General features: G+C 61.6%; 16 protein-coding genes. 9 read left to right on the forward strand and 7 right to left on the reverse strand.

Features of this window, described 5'->3' with window-relative positions; genetic code table 11:
* Window positions 1-5: 5 nt before the first annotated feature.
* On the reverse strand, window positions 6-1,169 hold the full coding sequence (locus H2052_RS12970; RefSeq protein WP_293782333.1) for an acyl-CoA dehydrogenase family protein: 1,164 nt from the start codon (window positions 1,167-1,169) through the stop codon (window positions 6-8).
* Window positions 1,170-1,402: 233 nt separating this feature from the next.
* Here H2052_RS12970 and H2052_RS12975 point away from each other — a divergent pair, with 233 nt between their 5' ends.
* The 9 genes from H2052_RS12975 (at window position 1,403) to H2052_RS13015 (ending at window position 11,068) form a co-directional block, all read left to right on the forward strand.
* Entirely contained in the window at window positions 1,403-2,869 is a 1,467-nt protein-coding gene (locus tag H2052_RS12975) for a 3-oxoacyl-[acyl-carrier-protein] synthase III C-terminal domain-containing protein (RefSeq protein ID WP_293782335.1), read from the forward strand.
* Window positions 2,862-4,061, forward strand: coding sequence for an acetyl-CoA acetyltransferase (locus H2052_RS12980; RefSeq protein WP_293782337.1), 1,200 nt, complete (start codon window positions 2,862-2,864; stop codon window positions 4,059-4,061). Before H2052_RS12975 ends, H2052_RS12980 begins: the two co-directional genes overlap by 8 nt.
* 31 nt (window positions 4,062-4,092) lie before the next feature.
* Complete coding sequence (locus H2052_RS12985) at window positions 4,093-4,866, forward strand: SDR family NAD(P)-dependent oxidoreductase (protein ID WP_293782339.1); 774 nt, start codon at window positions 4,093-4,095, stop codon at window positions 4,864-4,866.
* A complete protein-coding gene (locus H2052_RS12990; RefSeq protein ID WP_293782341.1) occupies window positions 4,838-5,632 on the forward strand; it encodes an enoyl-CoA hydratase-related protein in 795 nt (264 codons plus the stop codon). The genes H2052_RS12985 and H2052_RS12990 overlap by 29 nt, the downstream gene beginning before the upstream one ends.
* An 82-nt stretch (window positions 5,633-5,714) precedes the next feature.
* Window positions 5,715-6,866 carry an acyl-CoA dehydrogenase family protein gene (locus tag H2052_RS12995; RefSeq protein ID WP_293782343.1) on the forward strand — a complete coding sequence of 384 codons (1,152 nt, stop codon included), beginning with the start codon at window positions 5,715-5,717 and terminating at the stop codon, window positions 6,864-6,866.
* A complete protein-coding gene (locus H2052_RS13000) occupies window positions 6,863-7,822 on the forward strand; it encodes an acyl-CoA dehydrogenase family protein (RefSeq protein WP_293782345.1) in 960 nt (319 codons plus the stop codon). The genes H2052_RS12995 and H2052_RS13000 overlap by 4 nt, the downstream gene beginning before the upstream one ends.
* Entirely contained in the window at window positions 7,819-8,634 is an 816-nt protein-coding gene (locus tag H2052_RS13005) for an enoyl-CoA hydratase-related protein (RefSeq protein WP_293782347.1), read from the forward strand. Before H2052_RS13000 ends, H2052_RS13005 begins: the two co-directional genes overlap by 4 nt.
* An 11-nt stretch (window positions 8,635-8,645) precedes the next feature.
* Entirely contained in the window at window positions 8,646-9,827 is a 1,182-nt protein-coding gene (locus H2052_RS13010) for a cytochrome P450 (protein WP_293782349.1), read from the forward strand.
* An 11-nt stretch (window positions 9,828-9,838) separates the two neighbouring features.
* Window positions 9,839-11,068: an acetyl-CoA hydrolase/transferase C-terminal domain-containing protein gene (locus H2052_RS13015; RefSeq protein WP_293782351.1), complete on the forward strand. Its 1,230-nt coding sequence runs from the start codon at window positions 9,839-9,841 to the stop codon at window positions 11,066-11,068.
* A 9-nt stretch (window positions 11,069-11,077) separates the two neighbouring features.
* On the opposite strand, the gene H2052_RS13020 is transcribed toward H2052_RS13015, so the two are convergent.
* From H2052_RS13020 to H2052_RS13045, 6 genes are all read right to left on the reverse strand, one after another.
* A complete protein-coding gene (locus H2052_RS13020; RefSeq protein ID WP_293782363.1) occupies window positions 11,078-12,310 on the reverse strand; it encodes an acyl-CoA dehydrogenase family protein in 1,233 nt (410 codons plus the stop codon).
* Window positions 12,282-12,902 carry a TetR/AcrR family transcriptional regulator gene (locus H2052_RS13025; protein WP_293782353.1) on the reverse strand — a complete coding sequence of 207 codons (621 nt, stop codon included), beginning with the start codon at window positions 12,900-12,902 and terminating at the stop codon, window positions 12,282-12,284. Before H2052_RS13025 ends, H2052_RS13020 begins: the two co-directional genes overlap by 29 nt.
* A gap of 181 nt (window positions 12,903-13,083) precedes the next feature.
* Window positions 13,084-13,785, reverse strand: coding sequence for an SDR family oxidoreductase (locus H2052_RS13030; protein WP_293782355.1), 702 nt, complete (start codon window positions 13,783-13,785; stop codon window positions 13,084-13,086).
* Window positions 13,782-14,204, reverse strand: a complete 423-nt coding sequence (locus H2052_RS13035; protein WP_293782357.1) for a VOC family protein — start codon at window positions 14,202-14,204, stop codon at window positions 13,782-13,784. Before H2052_RS13035 ends, H2052_RS13030 begins: the two co-directional genes overlap by 4 nt.
* 13 nt (window positions 14,205-14,217) lie before the next feature.
* Complete coding sequence (locus tag H2052_RS13040; RefSeq protein WP_293782365.1) at window positions 14,218-15,375, reverse strand: lipid-transfer protein; 1,158 nt, start codon at window positions 15,373-15,375, stop codon at window positions 14,218-14,220.
* Window positions 15,372-15,864: SDR family oxidoreductase (locus H2052_RS13045; protein ID WP_293782359.1), on the reverse strand; the 493-nt coding region annotated here is incomplete at its 5' end. The genes H2052_RS13045 and H2052_RS13040, both read right to left, overlap by 4 nt.

The raw sequence follows: 15,864 nt of genomic DNA on the forward strand, positions 1-15,864 counted from the left end.
AACGATTATCGCGGCAACTTGAGAAGGTTGGCGATATTGTTTCTCTGGATGGCGGACGAGCCGCCGAGGATCGGCATTACCAGTATATCGCGCACGTACCGCTCCATGTCGAAGTCGCGGACATAGCCATATGCGCCCAAGATCTGCTGACATGTAAGCACAATGTCCCGCGCCGTGTCGCAAACGAAGAGTTTGGCCATTGCCGTTTCCGCGGCGGCGGGTCGGTGGGAATCGATCAGCGCTGCGGCACTGTAGGTCATGAGCCGACACGCTTCGAAGCGCGTCTTTACGTCGGCGAGCATGTGCCGGATCGACTGGATCGTGCAGATCGGCTTTCCGAACTGTACACGCTCCTGCGCGTAGGCCCAGGCATCGCCAATGGCGCCCCTGGCGATGCCGAGCGCCATCGCCGCCACTTCTATCTTTTCGACATCGAGGCCCGGTCCCACGAGTTTCCTCCAGCCCTGACCAATGCCTTCCTCTCCGCCGACGACGTTCTTCACGGGAACGCGGACATCATCGAAGCTCACATCAAACGTGCCGCCGCCTTTGAGGCCCATCGTATCCTGATGTTCAAGCACAACCCCCGGTGCATCCGGAGGGATCAAAACGAGCGACAGGTTGCGGTATCTCTCCTCGGCCGGCCCGGTGCGCACGAGCGCGTAGATATAGTCTGAAATGGCGGCGCCGGAGCAAAAGCGTTTGCTGCCTCTTATCACCAGTTCATCACCCTCGCGGCGAGCACTCGTCCGGACAGAGGCGAGATCGGCGCCGACATCAGGCTCCGTGAAGCCATACGCAAACATGAGACCTTCCGACGCCACGCGCGGCAGGAGTGTCCGGCGCTGCTCGTCGGATCCCACCTCGACAAGGTTCAGCCCGGCATAACAACTGGACTGGATATAGGCGCAGCCGACCGCCATGCTGCGCGAACAGAGTTCCTCGATGGTGACGATCGTTGCGGTGATGTCGCGTCCACTACCGCCGTATTCTTCAGGAACAGTCAGCCCGGTGAGCCCGAGGGCGACGAGCTTGTCGTGCACGTCGCGGGGAAACATATTCTCTTTGTCCCAGCGGCTGACCTGATCGCGCGGCATTTCCTTTTCGATGAATCGCCGCAGCGTGTCGCGCAGCATCACGATGTGTTCCGAGTCTTCGGCGACATTCATCGGCGGGTCTCACTCCGGTTTTCTGGTCGAACAAGGCGATCCGAGCCTAGGAAGCCGGCGCCTCACATCAAACTCGCAATCGGTGCCGTCTTCGGGCCCGCCGCCCTGAGCCGCGTGCAATGGGAAAGCGAGTTCAAGCTGAGCGGGCGAGGCGATAGCCCCTTGCCGTCCGGCGCGACCTATTCATCAAATCGCGGTCAATCAGGAGTGAGCTTTTGCAGAAACGCGGTATCATGTCGTTCGGGGCCTATATCCCTCGACGCCGGCTTGACCGACAGGCGATCGCCGAGGCGAATGCGTGGGCCAATCCGGGGCTTGTCGGGACCGCGCGCGGCCAGCGTGCCATGTGCGCGCATGATGAAGATAGCCTGACGATGGGGGTTGCGGCGGGCCGCGCCGCGCTGATGCCGCACGCAGGGAAACGGTCGGTTTCCTCGCTAAGGTTCGCGTCGACAACCATGCCGTTTGCCGACCGACAGAATGCCACCCTTATCGGCGAAGCGCTCTCGCTGCCGCCGGAAATTCGCACAGCCGATGTATCGGGCTCTCTTCGTTCGGGTGTCGGTGCGCTGCTGAGCGCGATCGAAGCAGGCGGCACGGGGTTCGTTATCGCCGCAGACAACCGGCAGGCTCCGCCGGGCAGCGCCCAGGAACTGCGATTGGGAGACGGCGCGGCGGCCATTCTTGTCGGATCGGGCGAATTGATCGCCGAATATGTGGACTCGCATTCGATGTCGGTCGATTTCAACGACCATTATCGTTCGCGCGAGGCGCGATTTGATTATGTTCTTGAGGAGCGCTGGGCACGCGAACAAGGGCAATTCGAGATCGTGCCGAAACTGATCGCGGCCCTTCTCGAAAAGGCGGATGTTGCTGCAGCAGACCTTCAACACTGCGTGTTCGCAAACTTTTCGGCACAGGAAGCGCGCGGCATTGCAAAGCGTTGCGGAATAGATGACGCCGCCATCATCGCTGATCTCCACGATAAGGTCGGTGACACGGGAAGTGCACACCCGCTGCTGTTGCTGACAAACGCCCTGCAATCCGCAGAGCCCGGCGATTTCATCCTTCTGCTCGGATACGGGCACGGCGGGGAGGTCATACTTTTCCGCGCGACAGACCGCGTGATCGAGGCCCGGTCGATGATCGGTGCCGACGACCTGCTGACACACGGCTTGACCGATCGGAATTATCTCCGGTTCCTGTCCTTCAACGGCCTTCTCCCGATCGATAGGGGGATGCGTGCGGAGCGTGACAACCGGACGGCACAATCCGCCTTTTACCGTCATCGCCAAACGGTGACACAGGCAATCGGGGGGCGTTGCACGGCATGCGATACACCCCAGTTTCCGCGCACGCGCGTATGCGTCAATCCCGCGTGTCATGCGACAGACACCCAGGAACCGGAAGGCTTCGCCGACAAACGTGCATCCGTGAAATCCTTTACGGAAGATTGGTTGGCGCTCTCGTTCAGCCCCCCGTTGATGTACGGAAATATCCGCTTCGAAGGTGGCGGTGTCGCCATGCTCGAGTTCAGCGACTTCGAGCCCGGAGAGCTTCGGGTAGGTGCGCCGTTGGAACTGGCATTCCGTATCAAGGACATCGACGAGAAGCGGGGCTTCAGACGCTATTGCTGGAAAGCCACGCCGCCCGGTGTCTGCACGGCTTTATCGAAATCGGAGAACACGCCACATGGCTGAGGGAATTCGAGACAAGGTCGCGATTCTCGGTATGGGTTGCAGCCGCTTTGGCGAACGATGGGACTGCAGCGCCGAGGATCTGATGATCGAATCCTTCGCGGAAGCGTTGGCCGATGCAGGTATCGAACAGGACAGGATTGACGCCGCATGGTTCGGCATGTCCGTCGACGAGCACGGCCTGGGCAAATCCGCGCTCTCGCTGACCACTGCGCTGCGACTACCGAATATCGCGGCGACGCGGGTTGAGAACATGTGTGCGAGCGGTACGGAAGCACTGCGAGGCGCGGTTTACGGGGTTGCATCTGGCGCCTACGATATCGCTCTCGCCATGGGTGTCGAAAAGCTCAAGGACACAGGCTACGGCGGTCTGCCGGAACGCACCAAGGGTACCTTCGAAGATCTCTGGTTTCCGAGCGTCACCGCGCCCGGCAGCTTTGCGCAGTTTGCGAGTGCCTATGTGGCACGGCATGGCATCGATATGGACGGTCTGAAAGAGGCGATGGCCCATGTCTCGTGGAAAAGCCACGAGAACGGATCGCGAAATCCGAAGGCGCATCTACGGGCGCGTGTGAGCAAGGAAAAGATTCTCGCGGCGCCGATGATCGCCTATCCTCTCGGGCTCTACGATTGTTGCGGCGTCAGCGACGGTTCAGCCTGTGCAATCGTAACGACACCGGCGATCGCCGAAAGGTTGGGACGCACGGGTCCGCTTGTTACTGTCAAATCCATACAGTTGGCACTCAGCAACGGCTCGGAGGTCGGGTACGACAGTTGGGACGGCAGCTATGCGCTGACCACCCGCCTTGCCTCCGAGCGCGCATACCGGGAGGCTGGTATTCGAGATCCGCGGCGCGAGCTCGATCTTGTCGAGGTCCACGACTGCTTCTCGATCACCGAACTGGTGACGATGGAAGATCTCGGGCTTGTGGAACCAGGGCAGGGCTGGCGGGCGGTCCTTGACGGGACATTCGACAGCTCCGGTGAAATCCCGTGCAATATTGACGGCGGCCTGAAGTGCTTCGGTCATCCCATCGGCGCCACGGGACTGCGCATGGCTTACGAGATTTATCAGCAGCTCCGTGGAACTGCCGGCGACCGGCAGCTAAATGCGGCGCGCCTCGGGCTCACCCATAATCTCGGCGGCTATCCCAACAAGAATGTCTGCAGCGTCTCGATTTTCGGCACGTGCTGACCCGTTTCTCAATCACAGGATTGTTCCGCGCATGACCGAACCCTTTCAACTGCAGGATCGCACATACATTGTTACCGGTGGCGCGCAGGGCGTCGGCCGAGCGCTCGTCGAATTCGGCCTTTCCTGCGGCGCTAACGTGGTGATGGTCGATATCAACCAGGCGCTGCTCGATGATACGGCTGCGCAGCTCGATCATCCGAGGCTGATGGCGGTTACCGCGGATGTCGCAGTGGAAGCCGACGTTGAAGCCATGGTCGAGAGCACCATTGCGCGGTTCGGGGACGTGCACGGATTGATCAACAATGCCGGGATCGTTCGTGCAGCCATGGCCCACGATATGGGGCTCGCGACATGGCAGAAAGTGATTGATGTGAACCTTACTGGCGCATTCCTATGCCTCCGCGCGGTTGGCAGTCGGCTGATCGAAAAGGCCGAGCGCGGCGATCCCAATCCCGGTCGGATCGTGAATATTTCCTCCGACGCAGGCCGCCGGGGAACGATTGGGCAAATCAACTATGGCGCTGCAAAATCCGGCGTGCTTGGTCTCACGATGAGCGCCGCGCGCGAATGGGCGCGACACGGCATCACGGTGAACAGCGTTTGCTACGGTGTCGTCGAGACACCGATGACCGACACGATCCGCAACGAGAAGTTCAGAGATCGGTATCTGCGGCAGATTCCGTTGGGCCGGTTCTCGGATGCCGCGGAGGTGGCGCCGCCGACATGGTTCTTCCTGACCGACGCGGCGAGCTATATCACAGGGCAGCACCTTTCCGTTGACGGCGGCTTCCACATTGCCGCCTGAAACCCTGGAGGCGGTGGAAGGGCTTTCAGTCGAGCGGCGCGGACCCGTTCTTCACATCAGGCTTGACCGGCCGGGCGCGCGCAACGCGCTGACCCCCGCGATGTACGGTGAATTGCGCAGGTCGATACAGGCTGCCGCCGCAGACTGCGCGACACGAGCCGTTCTCGTGACCGCTTCAGGTCCGGCGTTCTGTGCCGGCAATGATGCCGCCGGATTCGATCTGGTGCGCAGACTGCCGAAACATGAGCGGCCCGGGTATCGATTCATGCAGGCACTCACCCAATTCTCCAAGCCGTTGATAGCCGCCGTCTCCGGCAATGCGGTCGGTATCGGTGCGACGATGCTGCTGCATTTCGATCTCGTATATTGTACGCCGGATGCGCGGTTTCATTTCCCGTTTACGCGGCTGGGGCTCGTCCCGGAATTCGCATCCTCCTATTTTCTGCCCCGCATGGCTGGACATGCGCGCGCGGCGCGGTGGCTGCTGTTAGGTGAGCCCATGAGCGCCTCTGAAGCCCGCGATATCGGGCTGGTTTCCGCGATCACATCAGATGATCTCGTCGAAGCAGATGCGCGTTCTGCAGCAGAACGCCTGGCGGCGTTGCCGGCATCCTCGGTGGATGCTTGCCGTGCCCTCATGCGAGCGCCAAAACGTCAATGCGCCGCGGAAATCATGGCGGCTGAAATGGACCAACTTTCCGAACTGATCAGCAGCGATGAAACACGTGCACGGCTCGCGCGACTGAAGTCGCCCAAAGAGACGTGAGCCGAATGCGAGGTGCCCCGGAAGCCGGCTCTGGTAGTTTTGGCCCAATGGTCCGGCGGCGTCGCCGCCATCGGGGAGCTGAATGACGTATCTTTCCAACTGGACGCCGATTGATGTCGCTCCCGAAGCCGGCCCCACCCGGACCGAGATCAGGGCGCTTATCGACGACGCTGTCAGTCATCTCTCCACGCCGGACCGGGCGCGAAGCTGGTCGGCGCGTGACGAGGAATTCAGCCGCACGCTCGGTGCCAGGGGTTGGATCGGCATCACATGGCCGCGTGAATTCGGCGGCGAGGAGGCCGGGCATCTCGTACGCTATCGCATCGCTGAGGAATTGATCGCGGCCGGGGCGCCGGTTGCGGCTCATTGGTTTGCTGATCGTCAAAGTGGCGCAATGTTGCTGCGTTACGGATCGGACGCACAGAAGCGCCGCTTCCTGCCCGCGATGGCGCGCGGAGAGCTGTATTTCTGCATCGGCATGAGCGAACCGGGGGCGGGATCCGATCTCTCCGCACTTTCGACGGGTGCCCGACGCGTCGAAGGCGGCTGGAAGGTCAACGGGTCGAAGATCTGGACGTCGCACGCGGATCATTCGCACTACATGATCGCGCTCGTTCGAACGGATAGCGGGGCGGAAAACCAGCACAAGGGGCTTAGCCAGCTTCTTGTGGATCTTGCCTCTCCTGGCGTCGCCATTCGCCCGATCGTGGACCAGATGGGCGAACAGCACTTCTGCGAAACTTTTCTCGATGATGTCTTCGTACCGGATGACATGGTGCTCGGAGAGGTAGGCCACGGCTGGGAACAGGTGACGACCGAGTTGGCGTTCGAGCGCAGCGGGCCTGAACGTTATCTGAGCAGTCACGTGCTCGTCGAGAAGGCCCTGGCGTCGATCGACGCTGAAGCTTCCGACGCTGTCTCTGCCCTCGTGGGCGGATGGGCCGCCGAGATATGGACGCTTCGACAGATGTCCCTCTCGGTTGCCGCGAGGCTCGACCGGGGGGAGAACCCCATGATCGAGGCGTCGATTGTCAAGGATCTGGGTGCGCGCTTCGAACAGGCGGTGCCCCGGGAGTTGCAGGCACTATGCGACGATCCATGTTTCAGCGGTTGGGACGACGACCTCGATGAAACGCTGAACTTTCTGCTGGGCACAAGCGTGTGTTTTTCGCTGCGCGGCGGAACGCGCGAAATCCTCCGCGGGATCATCGCCCGGGGGCTCGGTTTGCGATGAACAACAGTCACCAGGCCCTCATTCGGGATATGGCAGACAGCCTGTTTGCCGATCTTGCCGCGCGCGGTGCAGGGAACGAAGCCAAGGACAATATCTGGGCAGAGATCGAGGCGCTGTCTTTGCAGGACTTGCTGGTCGGGCAGGAGACCGGCGGTTTCGGCGGCTCCTGGAAGGATGCCGGAATCGTCTTCCACGCCGCAGGCCGTCATGGTTTGGCGCTACCGGTCGGCGAAACCATTCTTGCCCGGTCGTGGCTGTCGCGGATGGGCGTTGCGCTTCCGGGCGGTCCGGTGAGTTTCGTTCTCGCGGAGGGTATCGGCGGTCGACAGGGGCGTCCGCGTTCAGCCGGAGACCGGCAGAGACTGGTTTTGGACAGGCGGCACTGGACGCTCCTCTCCGCGGGGGACGGCGGGGTCGTCGCTTCCGGTCCCATGATGCTTGATGCCGAAGCCTTGCTCTTCGAAGCCGCCCTGTTGCGGAGCTGTCAGATCGCGGGTGCGACGGAAGCCATGCTGGCGCTTTCGGACGATCATGTGATCGGCCGTGTCCAGTTCGGAAAGCCTCTTGCCCGACTGCAGGCCGTGCAACAGCAATTGGCCGTCCTTGCCGGGGAATGCGCCGCAGTCGCCTGTGCATCCGCCAGCGCCTGTCAGGCCGCGACGTTCGGTGATGCGCGGTTCGAGATCGCCGCCGCAAAGTGGCGTGCCAACCGCGCCGCGGTGATATCCGTGGACATCGCGCATCAGGTGCATGGCGCGATCGGTTTCACCCGTGAATATCCGCTGCATCGCTTCAGTCTGCAGGCCCTCAAATGGCGTGGCGAGCAGGGCTCCGAACAATATTGGGCGCACTGGATGGGACGTTTCACGCTTGCCGCTCGGCCGCGGCCACTTTGGCACTGGCTGACCACACGGAGTGACCGGCTGCTTGAGGCGGAGCGGGAGGCGTTGAAATGAGTCGTACAACCGGCCTGCCGACATGCCGCGACAGCGAGCTCATTCTTGCCGACGGCGTGGCAACGCTTCGTTTCTGTCGCGACGACGTTCGAAACGCGCTCACGGGGACGCGTCTTGCGGACGACATCATCGCCGTTTGCGAATGGGCGTCCGTGGACGAACGCGTCGGCGCACTGGTGCTCACGGGCGATGGTCGCGCGTTTTCGGCAGGCGGCAACGTCAAGGACATGGCGGAAAAAGCCGACATGTTCGCGGGCGAGCCGTTCGATATTCAGAACGGATATCGCCGCGGTATCCAGAGAATGACGCTGGCCATGCACCGGCTTGAGATTCCTGTGGTTGCCGCCGTGAACGGCCCAGCGATCGGTGCTGGCCTCGACTTGGCCTGCATGTGCGACATTCGTATCGGCTCGGCGCGCGCGCGTATGGCGGAATCCTTTGTCAATATTGGTCTTGTGCCGGGTGACGGCGGCGCCTGGTTCCTGCCACGCATCGTCGGTGTTCAGCGCGCCGCCGAACTGACGTTCTCAGGCCGGGTCGTCGATGCCGATGAAGCACTGGCGATCGGCTTGCTGCTGGAAATCTGCACGCCCGATGAACTCCTCGCGCGCGCGCTCGACATGGCGCGTGGCTTTGCGACGAAGCCGCGCCGCGCATTGCGTATGGCCAAGCGCCTGCTCATCAGCGGACAGACGGCGAGGCTCGACGATTTTCTGGATCACTGCGCAAGCCTTCAGGCGCTCGCGCACAGTGGAGCTGAACATGAGACCGCCCTCGGGGCGGTGCTCACCGAAATCTCGGCAAAGGGATGAGGATTTCGCCGATGGCAATCGACTATTCGCCCTATAACGAGACGTTGTGGTCCAACCCGTGGCCCACCTACGCCCGAATGCAAGCGGAGGCCCCCGCCTATTATATCGATGATCTCGATTGCTGGGCGCTGTCCCGGTTCGAGGATGTCTGGCAGGCCAGCATGGACCGCGCATCCTTCACCGCAACGCACGGTACATCCACAGATGCATTGTTTCTCTCGGCAAATCCGCCGCCCGCCGTTTTCCTGTTCATGGATCCGCCGCAACACGCCCAATACCGCAATCTGATCGCGCGTGCTTACACCAAGGACAAGATCGCGACGATCGAAAGCTACGTCCGCGATACCGTCAGGCGCCTGATGGGTCCCATGCTGGAGGAAGGCCGTTTTGACGTGTACCGCCTGGCCAGCCGCACGGCGCTTGAACTCATCTCCGCATTCATCGGCCTGCGCCTGGAAGAAGTTTTGCAGATACGGGAATACGTAGACCGTTTCTATGGGCGCGAGCCCGGTGTCCGGGGGACGACCGAGGCCGGTGCGAAGGCCTTTTCCGAGGCGCACGATTACATCGTCGGGCTGATCGAGCATTATCGCCGCGCGCCGCCCGCCGAGCACAGCCATCTTGTCGCGTGGATGAACGCTGGGTTCGACGGGGGAATGAGCGTTGATCAGCTGTTCTTCAACATATTCGCCATGGTCATAACAGGATCAGATACGTTGCCGCTTTCGGTGGCGGGCTGCATCTATCAGCTCGATCGCCACCCAGATCAGCTTGCTGCGCTGCGCGATGATCCGGGCTTGGCCGGGGCCGCCTTCGAGGAAGCTGCGCGCTTCGACCAGCCGACGAACCTGCTCGGCCGTAGGTTGGTTCGCGATCGATCCTTCCACGGCGAGACGATGCGCGAAGGGCAATCCGTGCTGTTTCTTTACGCCGCGGCTTGCCGGGACGAGCGGGAATTTTTGGAGCCGCACCGGTTCGATATTCATCGTGTCCAACGGCGCAATCTGTCCTTTGGCACCGGGATTCATTTCTGCCTCGGGCAGCACCTCGCACGTCTCGAGGGCCGTGTTCTTCTCGAAGAGATGCTCGGCGCGATCGATGCGTTCGAGGTCGAACGGGGTCGTTGCCGCCGCATCGTCGGCGAATTTCTGCAAGGCTTCAATTCGGTGCCCATCCGTTTCGACCCACGCTGAGCGAACAGGCTGTGACGGCAAGACTGATCGGCCTCGATGATGTGCCTGATCTCCTGCGGCAGTGCGAAAGACTGTTCCTGCAGGGCACCAGCGGCGAACCGCTCGCGCTCCACGCGGTAGCCGATGTGCAGGGCGACGCTTTTTCTCACCTCTCGGCATTGACGTCCTTCGTTGCAGGATTGAACCGCTTCGACAGGGCCGCGCCGCGGGCGGTTCGCGATGTTGCCGGTTTCTTTCCGGCTGGGTCCGGCGGGCCTGAAGCTTATCGGCAGATCGTCGCCACATATTCCGGGGTTGTGGCTGAAATTGACCGCTTCGCGCCCGATGTCGTGTTCGTTCCCGTAAGCCTGCCGGACAGTTCGGGGAGGGTTTCGACCGGCCTTTGCGCTGAGTTCTACGACGTCGCCATGGCAACCGCCTCATGCCGCGTAGCGTTGATGTGTACCGATCTGCCGATGCTTCCCGGCGGCTTCACGTTCGATCTGGATGCGTTTACCCATATTGTTCGAGATGACCGGGCTCCACCGGCGTGGCCGGAAGGTGCGGCGACCCCTGATCAGGTCACGGATGCGATCACCCGCCATGTCGCTGGCCTTGTCGGCGACGGCAGTACGCTGCAAACTGGGATCGGGAGAATTCCTGCCGGTGTTTTCGCGCATCTCGCCAAGCGGCGCAGGCTCCGACTCCACTCGGGACTGCTGAGCGATCCGCTGCGTGCGCTGGTCGAATCCGGGGCTGTTGATCGAAGCGTCCCGACCTGCTGTGCGACGCTGGTCGGGTCGCATGGATTTCAACGCTGGCTTCACGAACGATCGGATATTGTCCTGAGACCGATATCCTACACGCACGCATTCTCGACCCTTTCGGCGATCGATGGGTTCATCGCGGTCAATTCGGCATTGGAGATCGACCTGTTCGGTCAGGTCAATGTGGAAAAGGTCGACGGTCGCCATGTCAGCGCGCGCGGCGGCTTGCCGGACTTCGCGGCCGCCGCGCACAGATCGCGCGGCGGGCTTTCGATCATCGCACTTCCATCAACGGGAAGCGGCCGCTCGCGTATCGTTCCCCGGCTTGCGCCTGATGTCCCGGTGAGCGTAGCGGGGCACGATGTCGATGCGGTGGTGACCGAGTACGGCGTTGCCGATCTACGCGGGAAAGACGCTGAGGCGAGGGCGCGTGCGATCGTCCGCGTTGCGGCGCCCGGCGCGCGCCGGGCGTTGCGGGCCGCACTCGGGGCGTAATTGTCCGGCTCAGAACCGGAGCGGCAAATCAAGATGACGGCGGGCGATAATATTCCGCTGTACCTCTGACGATCCGGCACCGATCGTATCAAGCGCCGTCGCGCGATAGGACCATTCCCATTTTCCGCCCACCGGCGCCTCGGGGTCTCCCTTGTGCAGCAATCCTTCAAGCCCCAGACTGTCCAGCGCGAAATCCGCGAGACGCTGATGAAGGCTGGTGCTGTAAAGCTTGCACATGGCCGCTTCTATCGTCGGAACGCGGTTCTGCGATGCGGCGTGAACGACACGCCGCTGCAGCATTTTCGAAAGCTCCACCTCTGAAGTGAGGCGGGCGAGGCGGCGACGCACATGGGACCGATCCACGATGGCAGGCCGATCATCGGCCTTCGCAGAAAGCAACGCGCGCAGCGACTTCAGTTTCTCTTCAAGCGGGCTGAACGTGTAGAAAGTGAAGCGTTCGTAGTCGAGCGCTTCACAGATATAGAGCCACCCCTTGTTGAGTTCTCCCACAAGGTAGTCGTCCCCGACGAACACGTTATCGAGAAACACCTGATTCGTTACGTGTTCGCCCATGGTCTCGATCGGATGGATCGTAATGCCCGGCTGGTCCATCAGCAGCAGAAAAAGGCTGATGCCCTTGTGTTTCGGCGCATCGAAATCAGTGCGCGCAGCCAGCCAGTACCAGTCCGCGAAATGCGCCGAGGTCGTGAACATCTTCTGTCCGTTCAGCATCCAGCCATTTTCGACGCGGTCGGCGCGGAGGCGGAGCGCCGCGAGATCCGATCCCGCGTGCGGTTCCGTATACCCCAGTGCGAACTCGATCTCGGCTTTCAGGATGCGCGGCAGGAATTCGCTTTTGAGCTTGTCCGATCCGTGACGTATCAACGTCTGACCCACGCAGCCGACGCCTTTCCCGATCAAGGGCGCTCCGACACGGGAAAGCTCTTCGTTGAGGAGATACTCGTAGATGCCTGGCCGGCCCTGCCCTCCATATTCACGGGGCCATGACAGGCCGAGATAGCCGCGCTGCGCAAGTTCCCGATTGAACCGTTTTCGGGCAGGCGTATCCGCAAGGATCGAATCCGATTCCCGCTCGGGGCACATAATGTCCGCGGCATCCGGCCATTTCCGGACCTCCTCGAGAAATTCGCGAACCTCTCTTATGAATGCCTTCTGATCCGCGTCGAAATCGAAATCCACCCGCCCCTCCGGCTCACTTTGTAAGGTATTTGACAACGGCATCGGCGATGTGATCGACCAGCTGCTCGTCGGTGATGAGGATGGAATTGTCCTCGAGATAGGCGTCGATGCTTCCCACAACGAGATGCTGTGCAACGAACATGGCGATTTCCAGATCTTCGACCACAATCTCGTGCTTGTGATGATGATAGAAGGTGCGGATCGTGTTGTAGAGAAACTTCTCGGTGGTCACGCTGCGCGATAACTTGCCGAGCTTCGGAACCTGGCGCGGCAACAGCATGAAAATGAAATTATACTCGCGCCTTGTCGACAGGATGACGGTGATGATCGTTCTGATCGCTTCCGCCAGCGGCTTTCCCATATTCGCGAGAATGCATTCACGAAGCACTTCAGTCGCCTTCGACACCGCGTTTTCGACCAGCGCAGCGGCGATCGCTTCCTTGCTGGAGAAATACTGGTAGAGCGACCCGATGCTAACGCCAGCCACCTCGGCGATATGGTTGGTCGTGGCGGCATCGTAGCCGCTCTTGATGATGATCGATTCAGCGGCGCCGAGAATGCAATCCACAGTGAATTGAGCGCGTTGCTGCTGAGGGACCTTGCGTGGTGAGAGTTCTGCGATCTGCTGCCTCATCTCTGCTCCTCCCCGTTGTCTGCGACGGGGGAAGGCGCTCTAAGGGACGCTTTTGCCACCCGGCGCGGCCATTTTGGTCTGATCGTGGCCGCCAACAAGGTAACACTAAAACTGAAAAATGCTCACATTAAAGTCGCTTTTTGAACCGGGTAGCATTCCGTGCACGTCCGAAAGGCTTCGATTACGGCTCGATGAAGCCCAGATCGGCTTGAATCATCGAGCCGTTCACAACGGGATTGCGGGCCGCGTGAAGCAGCAGGTCGGCAATTTCCCGCGGCGCGATCAGGCGCTGCTGGGTCACGAGCGAGGCGAGATGCTTTAGTGCATCGCCGCCATAGCTGCGGAGCATTTCGGTGTCCGTGAACCCCGGGCAGATGCACGCGGTATGTATGCCCGTGCCGCCGAGATCCTGTGCCGTGCTCCGCATCAGGCCTGCCACGGCGTGCTTGCTCGTCGCATAGGCGGCCATGCCGCGGGTGGCACGCTGGCTCAGTGTCGAGCCCACATAGAGGATCGAGGAGCCGCGGGGCATGAGCGGTAGCACGATCCTGTTGAGCGCGGCCGGGGCGACGACGTTGACTTCGAGCGAACGTCGCAGACCGTCGATATCAATCTCCGCGGTGCTGCCGGGGATCTGAAGCGCACTGTTGTGGACAAGGCAGATGCTGTCGCTTCCCGCCAGTGCCGCGCATAAGGGTTCGGATGCGGCTTCGGTCCAAGCCGGATCGGCGAAATCCGCCGCGATGTGCGTCGCCCCGTCGAGTGCCGCTGCCGATCGCGACAGGCTTACGACGGCATATCCCTCCTCGGCAAAGCGGCGCACGGCCGCAAGGCCGATGCCGCGGCTTCCGCCCGTGATCAGCAAGGTTTTCCTGAGCGTCATTCTGCTTCGCGTTTCCCGTTCCCGATTTGCATCAACTCGATCACATTGCCGTCCGGATCGGCGATGAGAGCCGCCGATACGCCGGGCCTCGGCTCCACCACGTCCTGCACGATCGTCGCGCCTTCCCGCCGACAATCATCGACGACAGCGTATAGATTGTCGATCCGTATCGCCCAATAACGAAGACCCGCGACCGCCGACCAGTGTTCGTGGGGCTTCGGCTGAACGGGGATGGGCGGTATGTAAAGGCGCAGCACCGATCGGCCGCACGAAATGCGTCGAATTCGGGCGCCGTCGGGGAGCGTCGTTCCCCCGGCCAGCGGCAGGCCGAGAACGCCGTTGTAGAAGCCGATCATCGCCTCTTCATTGGTGGTGACGATGCCGACATCGATGCTGTCTCCCGCGAGTAGTGCGGCCATCTCTTCCTCCCGTTCAGTTTCTCAGTACCAGCGCGCCGTTGGGCGTGCTGTCGCAACTGCTCACCAGACAGCTCGCGGCGCCGGGGACCTGGTTCGCCGCTGTACCGCGCAACTGCCGTACGGCCTCGGTGACAAGATTGACGCCGTGCAGATAGACTTCCGACAAGCTCCCGCCCGACGTGTTGACGGGAAGCTCTCCGCCATATCCGATTGCTCCGGATGCAATGAAGGCAGCGGCTTCACCGCGCCCGCAGAACCCGTAATTTTCAAGGCTGAACAACACGAGAGGAGAAAACGCATCATAGATCTGGGCGACGTCAATATCTGGCGGAGAGAGATCGGACTGCCTCCAGAGGTTGCGCGCGGTCGCGGCGGATGATGAATGGAAGGGGTCAGGCCCGTGATAATCGGTCATCAACTGATGCTCCCGATTCATACCCTGCGAGAAGGCGTGGACGAGGACCGGCTTCTGTTTCAGGTCGCGTGCATACTCGGCGCTCGTGATGACGAGGGCCACCGCGCCATCGCTTTCGAGGCAATTGTCGAACAGGCACAGCGGTTCGGCGATCATGCGCGCATTCAGGTACGTATCGAGATCGAGAGCTTTCTCGCGCATCAGCGCGTCCGGATTGGCATTGGCATAGGCGCGCTGTGTCAGGGCGATGCTTGCCAGATTCTCCCGGGTCGCGCCGAATTCGTGCATGTAGCGGCGCATTAGCATCGCCACTTCGTCGGCCGGGCGCGACAGGCCGTGCGGGCGCGACCATTTCCAATGATCGTCGATGCGCGGCTGAACGCCGGCCCATTGCCGTTTCGACGGGTCGCCTCGCTTCCGCGAGCGCCACACCACCCCGACCTTGGCGATTCCGAGCGCGATCGCCGAACACACTTGCCCGACCGCTCCGCATATCGCGCCGCCGCCATGGGCTACCTGGCTAAAAAAGTGCAGCTCCCCGAAGCCGAGATTGCGCGCGATTTCGAATTCCGGAGTGGTTTCCTGCGTGAAGCAGCCGAGCGCATCGACCTCTTCGGGATTGATGCCTGCATCTTCGAGCGCGGCGCGTATCGCAATGCAGGCCAGTTGAAGTTCGGTTTCGGGCAGGCTTTTCGCAAAGCGCGTTTGGCCGATGCCGACAATCGCTGTCCGATCCTTAAAGGCGCCGGCGCTCACGGAGTCACGTGCTCCGCGGTGACCCCGCCGTGAAACGGATAGGGCTCTCCGAGCATGCCGAGCGGCCCGAACTCTCCTGCGAACTGTCGCGAAAAATGCTCGGCAAGCGCGTCGATCGTCCATCCGCCTTCACGGATCAACGTCTTGCCATAATGGGGCTGCACCATGTGAGAGACGCGCTCCCCACCAGATCCGAATATCTGACCGCTCACACCCGCGGCCAGATCGCTGCACAGGAAGGCGACAAGCGCCCCGTTCAGCGTGGGATCGATATAGGGCAGGGGGCTTGCTCCGCCCGCGAACGTGTCCGACATGCGGGTCGTTCCCGTCGGACCGATTGCGTTGACGCGGATACCGAAGCGGGCAAGCTCCAGCGCCCAGGTGTAGGTCATCGACGCGATGGCACCCTTGGCGGCAGCATAATTCGTCTGGCCGAAGCTTCCGAAATGCGCGCCAGAGGTCGTGTTGACGATCGAGCCGCCGCGGCGG

The sequence above is a fragment of the Sphingosinicella sp. genome (assembly GCF_013911755.1).
GTDB lineage: Bacteria > Pseudomonadota > Alphaproteobacteria > Sphingomonadales > Sphingomonadaceae > Sphingosinicella.

Coding starts and splice junctions, on each gene's coding strand:
- H2052_RS12970 (WP_293782333.1), bottom strand. CDS start 1,169: ATGAATGTCGCCGAAGACTCGGAACACATCGTGATGCTGCGCGACACG.
- H2052_RS12975 (WP_293782335.1), top strand. CDS start 1,403: ATGTCGTTCGGGGCCTATATCCCTCGACGCCGGCTTGACCGACAGGCG.
- H2052_RS12980 (WP_293782337.1), top strand. CDS start 2,862: ATGGCTGAGGGAATTCGAGACAAGGTCGCGATTCTCGGTATGGGTTGC.
- H2052_RS12985 (WP_293782339.1), top strand. CDS start 4,093: ATGACCGAACCCTTTCAACTGCAGGATCGCACATACATTGTTACCGGT.
- H2052_RS12995 (WP_293782343.1), top strand. CDS start 5,715: ATGACGTATCTTTCCAACTGGACGCCGATTGATGTCGCTCCCGAAGCC.
- H2052_RS13000 (WP_293782345.1), top strand. CDS start 6,863: ATGAACAACAGTCACCAGGCCCTCATTCGGGATATGGCAGACAGCCTG.
- H2052_RS13005 (WP_293782347.1), top strand. CDS start 7,819: ATGAGTCGTACAACCGGCCTGCCGACATGCCGCGACAGCGAGCTCATT.
- H2052_RS13010 (WP_293782349.1), top strand. CDS start 8,646: ATGGCAATCGACTATTCGCCCTATAACGAGACGTTGTGGTCCAACCCG.
- H2052_RS13020 (WP_293782363.1), bottom strand. CDS start 12,310: ATGCCGTTGTCAAATACCTTACAAAGTGAGCCGGAGGGGCGGGTGGAT.
- H2052_RS13025 (WP_293782353.1), bottom strand. CDS start 12,902: ATGAGGCAGCAGATCGCAGAACTCTCACCACGCAAGGTCCCTCAGCAG.
- H2052_RS13030 (WP_293782355.1), bottom strand. CDS start 13,785: ATGACGCTCAGGAAAACCTTGCTGATCACGGGCGGAAGCCGCGGCATC.
- H2052_RS13035 (WP_293782357.1), bottom strand. CDS start 14,204: ATGGCCGCACTACTCGCGGGAGACAGCATCGATGTCGGCATCGTCACC.